We start from the raw sequence: 11,515 nt of genomic DNA on the forward strand, positions 1-11,515 counted from the left end.
AACACGCGTGTAACTGCGAAATTGCGCGATGTGTGCGTTAGTGGACTTCGCAGATTTCGCGGTACATGCTGAACCCCATGAGCGATTCAGATGCGCCAGCAGAGGCACGGCTGATCCGGCGCACCAGAGCCGCGCAGATTCCCAAGCTGTCAATCCGGAGGGCGGCAGAGCTCGCAGGGATCAGCGAGGGACGATGGCGGCAGATTGAATCAGGCTTCCAATGGGTTAGGGCGGGTGACAAAGCCCGAGTCGATGCACCACCGGAGACGCTCGCGCGAATGGCTTCCGTGCTGGGGATAAGCGCTCGCGAGTTGAAGGAGGCCGGAAGGTCAGATGCCGCCAGCTTCCTAATGGCCTTGCAGGAGAACGAGCGCCGGATCAAGGAGCATGAGCGACATTTCGCGGGTGCACTTTCACAAGTATCTGATGAGGAGCTTCTTGATGAGCTGGGCCGCCGCCTACGAGCTAAACAACGCCGCAGCGCACTCACCGACGACGAACAAGTTCAACGCCAAATGGAGATCGATCGGGGTGTGCGCCCGAACTTAGACCTCACGTCAGAAGGCAGGCGAAGACTCGGCGTCGTCCCACCAGAGGACCCAACCCCCGACTTCGACGACGAACAACTCGCAGCACACGAGCGCAAACCAGGGGACCGGCACACCAGCGACGACCAGGAGGACTAGCCAATGACCGCATACCTGATGTTCAAGCACCTCGACGTGTGCTACCGCTTCGCAAACGAAACCGTCGAATCCCTCGAAGCCCACGTCGCTGACTGGATGAGCCGCGGCCTCGTCATTCGCATGCCGACCGTTATTAATGGGCAGGCCCGCTCAGCGCTCATCATCAACCTGGCCGCCACGCAATTCGCGGTCATTGTCGAAGAAGCCCCAGAAGATCGTGAGACAGAAGCTGGGCGGCGCGATCAGGGTCGTCGGCTGCAAGATGCCGAGGTGCTAGAACAAGGCGGCTGGCGTCCCCTGGAAGCGCTGTAGCGTCCGGACCGTCATTGCTACCCGGCGATTCTGGAAATCTCGTACCGCCAGTGTCCCTGGCTCCACGGAAAAGAACCCTGAGCATTTCGGAAAGCAACGAGGCCATGTGAGCGACGATAAACCTGACGAGTGCAGCAGCACTCAAATCCCCGATGTCGTGCCCTTCAACACGCTGCACACCCATCCCATCCCCGCGGAACTGAAACTGGCGCGACTGCTGCGTGACTACCTCGCCGACAGCCTGCCAAAACTGCCTGAGGACCAACGAGGCATGTTCCCCATGCTGGCTGGCGCCACGGTGTACCCAACTCAGAAGCTTGAACAGGGTATCCGCAGGCTTGAGGCGCGAGTGAAGAAGCTTGAAGTGACCGTGGCCGCGCAGGCGGTGCGCATTAGTGAGCTTGAGCGTCGGCTGAACGAATGATGCTCGTGTTGTCTACGCGGAAAACGCGGTTACGCGGTAATTCGGTGGGTGTCGTTCGAACGGTCTAATCTCCAGTTGATGTCGTGAAATCTGTCAGCATCTCACGCTAAATTCGAACGCATGTACGACCCATTCGCTGACCTAATGACCCGCTACCCCCAAATCCCGCTGCACGACCACATCCCGCTCCCGGACTGGATGAACGGATGCACCGACGGCCGCAGCATCTGGCTGCACCCCCGCCTGGTGCCCACCTGCAAACGCTGCACCCTCACCCACGAAATCGTTCACCTCGAACGCGGCACCCACACAACAGGCCCCTACCAAAGCAGAGAAGAACGCATCGTCGACCGCGTCGCAGCAAGACGGCTCATCAAAATCGAACACCTCGCCAATGCACTGAAATGGACCAGAAACCACTACGAGCTCGCAGAAGAACTCAGCGTGTCCCCACACATGCTCCGAGTGCGGATGGAAACACTCAGCAACACCGAACACCTGCACCTCACGGAGGCTCTTGCTGGCTAGAAGCCCGTAGGTGCGACCTCCACTGACAAGTCGCGCGCGCAGTATTTCCGCGGTCCGCGCTGAGACGACCGAAGAATCCTCACACGACACGTCGCGCGAATCACCTCCCTGCGCTGCATCAACGCTAACCCCTCCCACGTGTCAAACGCGTTCTCCCCAGCCAGCTGCGCAACCAGTGGCGAAAGCACAACGTGTTTCGCGCGCCGTTCCAACTGGGCGATCTCACCCAACAGCCTGCCCTCGATCCGCGCGAAAGCCGCAGGGGTGATCTCCCCACCTGCTGCTGCATCCGTGAAAGCGTCAAGCCGCTGCCGGAGTGCGCGGATGTCATCCTGAGCCTGGCGTCCCTCACCACGTTCTTCTGGCGTGAGCTGCTGAATGTCCCAACGCCGCAACGCCGTCAACAATGTGTCCGTGACCTGCAAATCCACCATGTCCACACGTCGGCCCACACAAGACGACTTCGAGCATTGATAGCGGGGTGTCTTCAGTCCCTTCGGCCCGAAATACCGCACAGGCGAATCGCACACGTCGCACAATGCGATCCCCGTCAGAAGGTGCTTCACATCGCAGCCCCTGTACGTCGCGCGCGCTGGATCAGTGAGGATCGCGATCAGCCGGTGGTGCTCGTCGACCGTGATGAGCGGCTCCCACGCGCCCTCCCCAACGACGGTGCCGCGGTGAGTGAGCAGTCCCGCGTAGGTCGGTGTGACGATCATTGTGCGTAACCGCTGTCTGATCCACTCCGGGGCTGGTGCACGGTCGCCGCCGACAGACGGGGGAGTGACGCCCCGCTGGTTGAGGTTGGTGCTGATGCTGTTGATCGGCTCGCCAGCTAGCAGGCGAGCCACAATCTCTCTGACGATCGGCGCGGTCACGGGGCACGGTTGCCATCCCTCGGTGCGGCCTGTCCCGGGGTTTATTATCCTCCGGTAACCGTAGGGCATGCGCCCGTTCGGTTTTCCCTGATTCAGCCGGGAGCGTTTCCCGCGGAGTACGCGTTCCCGGAGTTGTTCGACTTCTTTCTCCGATAGCAGAGCATCGAGCCCCGTAGTGAAGCGATCATCGCCTTTGGTGAGGTCGTAGAGGCGGCCGGAGTAGGACCAGTACACGCCTTTCGCCGCGCAGAGGTCACGCAACTGGGTATAGGCGGCGAGGTCACGTTGCGCCCTTGATGCTTCCCAGGTCACGAGCACATCGCCAGGGGAGAGGGTCTCTTTCAGCCGCTCGTAGGCGGGACGCTGGCGCCCGGAGTGGCGGGATGCGCCCATGTCGTTGTCGGTCAGGACTTCCGCAACATGCCAGTTGTTGCGCGCGCAGATCGCGCGGCACTCGTGTTCCTGGTCAGCGACTGATTTGCCGTGCCCGGTGGTGTCGCTGGAGACACGGCAGTACAGGATAGCGCGGGAGATCGGGGTGTGAGGCACGTGACCAGCATAAACAACAGGCACCCTTTTTCACGGTTGGTTTCCACCATCTGACCGTTGCCAATCACCATGGCGACGTGACCATCCCACACGGCCAGGTCACCCGCCATCAATTGATCAGGCCTGACGGGCGTACCGACATTCTGCTCCTGAGCGAGCCGGGGAATTTCTATCCCAGCCTGTGCATACGACCATTGAGTCAGCCCGCTGCAGTCGAATCCCGCACCCGGTGTTGTGCCACCCCAAACATAGGGCACGCCCCGCTGGCTGAGTGCGTTGCGCACCGCGTCGGCAGCCTGTGGAGTAGGGGCAGACGCGATGCTGCCGTCCGGTAGTTGGACTATCGCGCCGCCCCCGGAAGCGGTCTCGAATGATCCGTTCGCCGGCAAAACATCGGACTGGCCACCGAACGCGGCGGCAGCGGCAGAACCGTATCCCTGATCGGCGATACCCGGCCCGGGGGCCGCCGGGATGCGAATATCTGCCCCTAGCGTGTTGAGTCCGCCGGCGTTCGATGACAACTCGCTGCTCAAGCGGATGACGACGTCAAGGGCACGGGACAGGTGATCGAGTGCTTCTTTCAGCAGGGTGAGCTGGCCAAGCGGGTGAGCGAGGAGGGTTTCCGCGTGCTGCAGAATACGCATGAATGACGCGCCAATCGCCGCGAGCTCACCGACGCCGCGCAGCACCGACTCCGCTGCGGACAACCAGCTGAATCCCAGGCTTTGTCCGTGCGTGGCCAGCTGGCCGGCAGCGTTTCCGAAGTCAAGTCCCTTAGCCGCGGCAGCATCCGCGGCGTGACCACGCCATGCCCCTTCGAGTTGTCTCACGGAGCTGAGTCCAAGATCGCTGACTTGGTTGAGCGTCCCCGCGACGTGCGTAAGTTCCCTCATCGGATCAGTCGCTGGCATCTGCCCGGTGCCTAGGGTTGCAGCGAGGTCGTCGAGGGGCTTCTTCAGCAGTGCGACGTCGATCATTGGCTCATCTCCTGCACCGGGCCCCCGAGCGCGGCAGAGAACGCTGCGTCGCGGGTCGTATAAGCCTGTGCGGTCACCGTAGCGGCGGACGACATCGCGTCGGCCACGTGCGCGAGGGAATTGAGAGCTGAGGCGTATCGCTGCCGCGCGGTGTTGAAGGCCGTCAGATAGTCACTGCCGATCAGTCCGAGTGCTGGCGCTAACTGCGCAGGCTCGAGCGCAGCCACCGAGGCCGAGGCCATGGTGAGACGTGTCCTCTGTTCCTCCACGCACACCCCGAACCGGCGAATCTCCTCTGGCGCCGCAACCAGTTCGCTCAAGGCCGTCTCCCCTCTTCTGTCGGTCCATCTCGTCAGTCGCACATTTCTGCCGCTGAGAAGGTGGGACGCATCGCGACGGCCGAACGGTTCCATTCGGTGGCGAAAATCTTTTACCGATATGCTCGCGACTATGGACACGCTGGTTGTCGATCACCCTTTAGCCGCCGTACGCCTGACATTGATGCGCGATGCGCGCAGCGACAGTGCAGTGTTCCGGAATTCGCTGCGCGAACTGACGCAGATGCTCGTATATGAGGCGATGCGAACGGCGAAAGTCGCGGCATTCGACGTCGCAACTCCGGTAGCGACCGCGACCGGCTTCCGGTTGCAGGACCCGCCGCTGCTTGTGCCTGTGCTGCGTGCTGGGCTGGGCATGGCTGATCAGGCGAGCGTCATGATCCCCGAAGCGCAGACCGGGTTCGTGGGTATGGCACGCGACGAGACAACACACAAGCCGGTGCCCTATCTCGAGGCGCTGCCGCAGCGCCTCGAGGGCAGGCCTGTGTTCGTTCTCGACCCCATGCTCGCCACGGGAGGTTCGATGCTCTACACGCTCGAACTGCTCGCGGAGCGCGGCGCGTCAGACATTACGGCTATCTGTGTCGTCGCGGCGCCAGAAGGGATCAAGGCCCTCGAGCGATTGGGATACCCGGTACGTCTCGTGACAGCCGCTGTCGATGCGGAGCTCAACGATGACGCCTTCATCGTGCCTGGGCTTGGAGACGCGGGAGATCGTCAGTTCGGTCCCCGCTATAGCTGAGCAGTCAGAGCGAAGCAGCGAACGTCCGGCCCGCATCGATCAGTTTGCTCGCCGCAGCACGTGACCCTGGACTGTTGTCGTCCATAGCCGCTTCGAGATAGCACTTTAGCTTCGGCTCGGTGCCTGAGGGACGCACGACGATGCGAAGGTGCCTGCCGCGCAACACGACCGCATCGGTCCGGCGCTGCCCGCGCAGCGTCAGCATGTCAGTCACCTCGATCTGCTCACCGCCGATTTCGGCTGGCATGGCACCGCGCAGCCGGGCCATCGCGTCAGCAATACCGTGAAGCGATGCGAAACGGCGGGAGACCTGGGCGGTGATATGAACTCCGTGCTCGTCCATCAATGTGCTGAGCGCGTCGAGGAGGGTGCTGTTTGCGGACTTCAGGGACGCTGCGAGGTCACACGCGACGACGGCAGCGGAAATGCCGTCTTTGTCGAGAACTGTGTGGGGGTCGGCGCAGATGCCGATCGCTTCCTCATAGGCGTACACCAGGCCTGAACCGGCTCGCACGAGCCACTTGAAACCCGTCAGGGTCTCTGCATACCGCGCGCCGTACGCGGCGGCGATCTTGCCCAGCATCGAGGAGGACACAATGGTCGTTGCGACTAGCCGGTCCCCGGTCGTGTGGCGCAGCACGTGATCGCCCAGGAGCACGCCGGTCTCGTCGCCAGACAGCATCCGCCAGCCCCCGGGCGCAGGTACGCCAATGGCGCATCTGTCCGCATCTGGGTCCAGTGCCACCGCGATGTCGGCCTCTACCTCGGCTGCGAGCGACAACAGGAGATCGGATGCGCCGGGCTCCTCAGGGTTCGGAAAGCGGACTGTGGGGAAAGCGGGATCGGGCTCGAACTGTTCACGCACCAGATGAATATCGGTGAATCCGGCACCCCGGAGCGCTGCGACGGCAGTTTCGCCACCGACGCCGTGCATCGCGGTAAGCGCCACCCTGATGTTGCGTTGCGGTGTGCGAGGGAGCGTGGCAACGCGGTGAAGGTAACTCGTCACGATCTCATCACCTGACGCCTCAACCGGCTGCCGGGGCACTGATGTGGCACCGGGGGCAGCGGCGATCAACTTTTCGATCTCACGGTCCGCAGGAGCCACGAGTTGCGCGCCCCCATCGAGGTACAGCTTGTACCCGTTGTCCTCGGGAGGATTGTGCGACGCGGTGATTTGTATCCCTGCTGCCGCACCTAGTTTGCGCGTTGCATAGGCAACCAGTGGCGTCGGCAGCGGTCGTGGCAGAAGCACGACGCGAAAGCACGCTCCGGCCATGACTTCGGCTGCGGCACGGGCAAAAGATTCAGAACCTCGGCGGGTATCGCGGCCCACGACCACTGTCGAACCGCCGAGGCAGCGCCCCTGCAACCACGCTGCGATACCCGCAGTGGTGCGTGTGACCACCGCGATGTTCATTCCGTTGGGTCCTGCCCGGACGGGTCCGCGGATGCCTGCGGTACCGAATGTCAGGGGCGCAGCGAAACGTTCAGCGAGTAGCTCGGGGTCAAGTGCGCGTAGTTCGTCTCGGGTTGCCGGGTCAGGATCAGCGTCGATCCATGCGGCAATGATGCCGGGATCGACTTGAGTCACAGTCGCGTCACCAGATTGTGCAGGAGCGTGCCCATCCGCTGCGCGGCGGTCCGTCCGGCTTCGATGACATCTTCGTGACTTAGTGGCTCCCCGGTCATCCCGGCGGCCAGATTGGTGACTAGCGAGATACCGAGGACGCTCGCCCCTTCGGCGCGCGCGGTGATTGTCTCGTGAATCGTCGACATCCCGACTAAGTCGGCGCCGAGTGTCCGCAGCATTCTGATCTCGGCGGGTGTCTCGTAGTGCGGACCGGGAAGCCCGGCGTACACGCCTTCGGCCAGGGACGGTTCGATTTGCTGAGCGAGTTCACGCAGCTTCGGTGAGTACGCATCGACGAGATCGACGAATTGAGCGCCCATTAGTGGTGAACGCCCGGTCAGGTTGATGTGGTCGCTGATCAGCACCGGCTGTCCCACGTTCATGTCGCCACGGAGCCCACCTGCGGCGTTTGTCAGGATGATGGTGTGCGCTCCGGCCGCGCAGGCGGTGCGGATGGGGTGCACCACCGTCGATAGCGGATGCCCCTCGTACGCGTGTGCTCGGCCGAGCAGAACAAGGACATGAGTGCCGTCCACGGCCACCGACCGGATCTCACCTCCGTGCCCAACCGCGGTGGGGACCGCGAAGCCAGGCAGCTCTGGCATCGGGATCGTGGCAGTCGGTGCACCGAGGACTGACGCCGCTGGCGCCCAGCCCGAACCGAGTACCACTGCGACTGTGTGCTCCGCGACGCCAGTTCGCGTCGCGATCGAATTCGCGGCGGCGCGGGCGAGGACGTGAGGATTGTCGATGTTTCTCACCCACACCACCCTAGCGGCACTGCAGCGTTTATGACTGCGGTGGCACGGTCATCAGTGGGGACTGGCAGGTGTGGAGCAGAGCACGGCTCGTGGAACCGAGGAGCATGCCGGTGAAACCCCCACGCCCGCGATTGCCGACGACAACCAGACTAGCGGCGGCAGAAAGTTCGCTGAGGTATCTGACCGGCCGGTCCTGGATTACCACACGGCGAACCTCAACCTCTGGGTATTTCTCGCCCCAGCCTGCAAGCGACTCAGCGAGCCGGGCCTCTTCAGCTGTCACCATGTTTTCCCACGGCAGTCCTTGGTCGGAACGGAGGGCCTTCGGGAGTACGACGTCGCTCCATGCGTGCACGGCAATGAGCTGCGCCCCACGAACTGATGCCTCGGCGAACGCTATGTCGATGGCGGCCAAATTGTGCTCTGAACCGTCTACGCCCACGACCACCGGCGCTGAGGGTGCGGTGTCCCATCCGGGCTGGAGCTCCTGAATCACCACCAGTGGTGCCGTGACGTGTGAGGCGACCGCGTGAGTAACCGACCCGACCATGCTCGCCTTAAAAGGGGAGAGGCCTCGCGAGCCGAGAACGAGCATGCGCGCATTGCGTGATTCCGCGATGAGATCCTCATGAGCGAACCCTGACAACACCGCGGTTTCGGCGTTTTCGATGCCAGCCTCCGCAGCGATACGGGCGGATTCCTTCAGCCGAGAAGCGGCGAACTGGCGGGCCTCCTCGAGGTAGGTAGTGGGGATCGCGAAGTCCCCCCAGACCTGTGGCGGTCCATCGAGGGCGGAGACGATCCGTAGTGGCGCATCGTGGAGCACCGCTTCACGTGCGGCCCACCGGACAGCGCTTTCCGCCGCAGGTGAACCGTCTGTTCCGACAATGATCGGCTGAGTAAGTGACATGGTGGCTGCTTTCCGTTGCTCGACTGCATGGACTGTTCCAAGTCTCGCCCTTGCAGACCGTCGTGTGGAGTGCCGAACGGCACTTCGCCTAGATGACAGAGGTCCCTAACGAGTCAGCGCCTATCGCGGCCGCGCTTGTCGAGCCGCGGCGCGAGAATAGCCGCTTGCGTTCGGCGCTCTACACCGAGTTTCGCGAGAAGACGCGAGACATAGTTCTTGACGGTTTTCTCCGCCAGGAACATCCGCTCGGCGATCTGCCTGTTCGTCAGACCTTCACCGATCAGGGCGAGGAGCGTGTGCTCCTGTTCCGTGAGAGTGGGGAAGGGGTCCTTCTCATCGGGGCCCGATCGGAGCTTCGTCATCAGTGCCGCCGCGGCGCGGTTGTCAAGGAGCGACTTGCCTGACGCGACGTCGATGATGGCTCTGGTCAGATCCATCCCACGGATATCTTTGATCACGTAACCAGCGGCACCCGCGAGTATGGCGTCGACCATCGCCTGCTCGTCAGTGAAGGATGTCAAGATGAGGCAGGCTTGCGCTGGGTTTGCGGAACGCAGCTCTCGGCACAGTTCGATGCCGTTCCCGTCCGGCAGCCGGACATCGAGCACCACGACGTCAGGTGCTGCCGCGGGCACACGCGCGAGCGCCTGCTCCCGGCTGCCAGCCTCACCGACCACAGAAAGTTGTGGGTCGGCAGAGATCAAGTCAGCTAGCCCACGCCGGACGACTTCATGGTCATCCACCAAGAACACTGTGTACATTCGGCCTCTCCTAGCTGTTCCTGCCTTGATCGTAGCGCTGATAGTCCTTACTGGCCGCAGCACAACGGCCGTACCCGTTGGGACTTTGGTCCCGGAACCTGCGACCCAGCGACTCTCGTGTCAGGAGCGTGCCGCACGGTTGGCTAGAGGTCACAACACCTGCATAGAAAGGCACGGACCTATGGCACTCACCGACGGATCTGTCCTCGTTACCGGCGGCGCGCGCGGAATCGGGGCGGCGATAGCGAGAAGTTTCTGCGCCGAAGGCAGAACGGTCGTGATTTCGGACGTCCTGCACGAGGAGGGCACGCTGCTCGCCGAGGAACTCGGCGAGCGCGTCACCTACGTTCCTCTCGATGTCCGCGACGAATCACAATGGGCCGCGGCGATTGCGGAAGCCACCAAGAATGAGCCGCTGGCAGTCCTTGTGAACAATGCGGGGGTCGTGAAGTTCGGTGGAATCGAGGAACAATCCACCGAGGACTTCAGGTTCGTTCTCGATGTTAATCTCATCGGCGCGTGGCTTGGCATGCGCGCGGCTGCCCCGTCGCTGCGAGCGAGCCGCGGTGTCATCATCAACATCTCGTCCACTGCCGGGATGGCTGGCTATAGCCAGGTCGGCTCCTATGTGGCAAGTAAATGGGCAATGCGCGGACTCACGAAGACTGCAGCACTCGAATTCGCCCCGGCTGGTATACGAGTGTTTTCCGTCCACCCCGGCCCGATCCGCACGCCCATGACGGCCGGATTCGGCGAGGAAATGGTCGAGAACCAGCCAATCCCGCGCTTCGGAGAGCCAGAGGAAGTTGCGGACCTCGTCACATTCCTGGCACACAAGGCGACCTTCTCCACAGGATCAGAGTTCCTTGTCGACGGAGGTGCACTCACAGGAGTTGTCCTGACGCCGCCGGAATGACTTCGTCGAACCTGTGTGACCACGCCAAATGGCCCTCTACTGCGGGAAGTAGAGGGCCACACCTTCGGACTTCAGTTGTCGGGTGAGACCCGTATCCGCAGGATCTCCTCAACAGGACGCCGACCAGTTTCGGGCGGGAGCCCAGACGAAAGACGTTCCCCCGCGCGAATGACGACCTGCGGGTACCTGCGAACCTCCCCAGCGCGCTGCGCAGCGTCACGAACGAGAGCGCGGCTGTCCTCGATTTCGGTGACATGGGTGACCGGGCACGCACCCAGCCGTGACGCCGCCGCTCGAAGCAGCACAGCCGACATCGCCTCACCACAGCGCAGCCAGTCTTCGGCTGAATCCCCCGACGTGCTCATGACGAGAAGGCTTGCCCTATCGGGCACATCGCGCTGCGGCTTCAGCGTGCCCGCAGGGAACTCACGGCCGCTCGGCACCGCCCCGCGTTTCTCGAGTGAGGGGAGCGACGAGCGCGGTACCCCGTCGAAAAGTCGATAATGGCCGCTCCACCAGTTCAGTTCGCGATGGTACTGCTCGTCGGTGGCGCGTTCACGTACCGCCAATTCGGAGGCTTCTTTCACGATCTGTGCCCCGTCGCGGTCGAGGACGGCGATCGACACCAGATCATCGTGAAATGCCGTTTTGAGGTTGTATATCTCGTTGTCGGACAACGGGCCGAGCGGACGCCGATCGCTTCGACGCATCTGCACAGCCTCACCGAGGATACGATCACGCTCGTCGGGGAAAGTGACCGGTTTGATGGTGATCGTCGCGAGGTGGAATGCATCTGACGGGTCGGGCATCCGAACGATGGCTGCCTCGTAACCCATGCTCGTCAGCGCGACCTTCGCGTGATGCAGTACGGCCCCGCAGCTGATCACCATTTGCCTGCCACTGGGGTCCGCCACATTGACCATCCGTTCAGGATCGGCGAACAATTCCAGCGACCCGTCCCGGAGTTCCCACAGCCAGGGCTGCGTGTTGTGGACTGATGGTGCCCGATGAGCTCGCGCGACAGCGCGCCGCAGGGCCTGCTCTGGGGTGTGGCGGTCGTTGGACATCGGTGATCCTAAGGTTGAACTGGTGTGATGTCT

At 62.7% G+C, this 11,515-nt stretch carries 14 protein-coding genes; 6 read left to right on the forward strand and 8 right to left on the reverse strand.

The features are described from left to right. Nucleotides 1-77: 77 nt before the first annotated feature. From FHU29_RS00005 to FHU29_RS00020, 4 genes are all read left to right on the forward strand, one after another. Nucleotides 78-686, forward strand: coding sequence for a helix-turn-helix domain-containing protein (locus FHU29_RS00005; protein ID WP_064442311.1), 609 nt, complete (start codon nt 78-80; stop codon nt 684-686). A gap of 3 nt (nt 687-689) precedes the next feature. Further along, complete coding sequence (locus FHU29_RS00010) at nt 690-998, forward strand: hypothetical protein (RefSeq protein WP_064442312.1); 309 nt, start codon at nt 690-692, stop codon at nt 996-998. Between the two features lie 106 nt (nt 999-1,104). Beyond that, nucleotides 1,105-1,422 carry a hypothetical protein gene (locus FHU29_RS00015; RefSeq protein ID WP_064442313.1) on the forward strand — a complete coding sequence of 106 codons (318 nt, stop codon included), beginning with the start codon at nt 1,105-1,107 and terminating at the stop codon, nt 1,420-1,422. 120 nt (nt 1,423-1,542) lie between these two features. Further along, nucleotides 1,543-1,950 carry an ImmA/IrrE family metallo-endopeptidase gene (locus tag FHU29_RS00020; RefSeq protein WP_074390931.1) on the forward strand — a complete coding sequence of 136 codons (408 nt, stop codon included), beginning with the start codon at nt 1,543-1,545 and terminating at the stop codon, nt 1,948-1,950. Here FHU29_RS00020 and FHU29_RS00025 read toward each other — a convergent pair. The 3 genes from FHU29_RS00025 to FHU29_RS00035 are packed head-to-tail and all read right to left on the reverse strand — an operon-like array spanning nt 1,947 to nt 4,674. Next, the gene (locus FHU29_RS00025) at nt 1,947-3,350 is read right to left on the reverse strand and encodes a recombinase family protein (protein ID WP_341478965.1); all 1,404 of its coding nucleotides are present in this window, start codon (nt 3,348-3,350) and stop codon (nt 1,947-1,949) included. The two genes, FHU29_RS00020 and FHU29_RS00025, sit on opposite strands and share 4 nt — an antisense overlap. Next, nucleotides 3,233-4,354 carry a C40 family peptidase gene (locus FHU29_RS23540; RefSeq protein WP_279347089.1) on the reverse strand — a complete coding sequence of 374 codons (1,122 nt, stop codon included), beginning with the start codon at nt 4,352-4,354 and terminating at the stop codon, nt 3,233-3,235. The genes FHU29_RS00025 and FHU29_RS23540 overlap by 118 nt, the downstream gene beginning before the upstream one ends. Continuing rightward, the gene (locus FHU29_RS00035) at nt 4,351-4,674 is read right to left on the reverse strand and encodes a type VII secretion target (protein WP_064440610.1); all 324 of its coding nucleotides are present in this window, start codon (nt 4,672-4,674) and stop codon (nt 4,351-4,353) included. The genes FHU29_RS23540 and FHU29_RS00035 overlap by 4 nt, the downstream gene beginning before the upstream one ends. 130 nt (nt 4,675-4,804) lie before the next feature. Here FHU29_RS00035 and upp point away from each other — a divergent pair, with 130 nt between their 5' ends. Further along, complete coding sequence (gene upp / locus FHU29_RS00040; protein ID WP_064440748.1) at nt 4,805-5,434, forward strand: uracil phosphoribosyltransferase; 630 nt, start codon at nt 4,805-4,807, stop codon at nt 5,432-5,434. 4 nt (nt 5,435-5,438) lie between these two features. Here upp and FHU29_RS00045 read toward each other — a convergent pair whose 3' ends face one another. From FHU29_RS00045 to FHU29_RS00060, 4 genes are all read right to left on the reverse strand, one after another. Then, nucleotides 5,439-7,028 carry a phospho-sugar mutase gene (locus FHU29_RS00045; protein ID WP_064440611.1) on the reverse strand — a complete coding sequence of 530 codons (1,590 nt, stop codon included), beginning with the start codon at nt 7,026-7,028 and terminating at the stop codon, nt 5,439-5,441. Then, a complete protein-coding gene (locus FHU29_RS00050; RefSeq protein ID WP_064440749.1) occupies nt 7,025-7,819 on the reverse strand; it encodes a purine-nucleoside phosphorylase in 795 nt (264 codons plus the stop codon). The genes FHU29_RS00045 and FHU29_RS00050 overlap by 4 nt, the downstream gene beginning before the upstream one ends. Before the next feature lie 37 nt (nt 7,820-7,856). After that, nucleotides 7,857-8,738, reverse strand: a complete 882-nt coding sequence (locus tag FHU29_RS00055) for a universal stress protein (RefSeq protein ID WP_064440612.1) — start codon at nt 8,736-8,738, stop codon at nt 7,857-7,859. A 113-nt stretch (nt 8,739-8,851) separates the two neighbouring features. Continuing rightward, complete coding sequence (locus FHU29_RS00060; RefSeq protein ID WP_064440613.1) at nt 8,852-9,499, reverse strand: response regulator; 648 nt, start codon at nt 9,497-9,499, stop codon at nt 8,852-8,854. A gap of 181 nt (nt 9,500-9,680) precedes the next feature. On the opposite strand from FHU29_RS00060, the gene FHU29_RS00065 reads away from it, so the two are divergent. Beyond that, nucleotides 9,681-10,415 carry an SDR family NAD(P)-dependent oxidoreductase gene (locus FHU29_RS00065; protein WP_064440614.1) on the forward strand — a complete coding sequence of 245 codons (735 nt, stop codon included), beginning with the start codon at nt 9,681-9,683 and terminating at the stop codon, nt 10,413-10,415. A gap of 71 nt (nt 10,416-10,486) precedes the next feature. Here FHU29_RS00065 and FHU29_RS00070 read toward each other — a convergent pair whose 3' ends face one another. Then, nucleotides 10,487-11,482: an Acg family FMN-binding oxidoreductase gene (locus tag FHU29_RS00070; protein WP_064440615.1), complete on the reverse strand. Its 996-nt coding sequence runs from the start codon at nt 11,480-11,482 to the stop codon at nt 10,487-10,489. Between the last annotated feature and the right edge of the window lie 33 nt (nt 11,483-11,515).

The sequence above is a fragment of the Hoyosella altamirensis genome (assembly GCF_014191505.1).
Taxonomy (GTDB): Bacteria; Actinomycetota; Actinomycetes; order Mycobacteriales; family Mycobacteriaceae; genus Hoyosella; species Hoyosella altamirensis.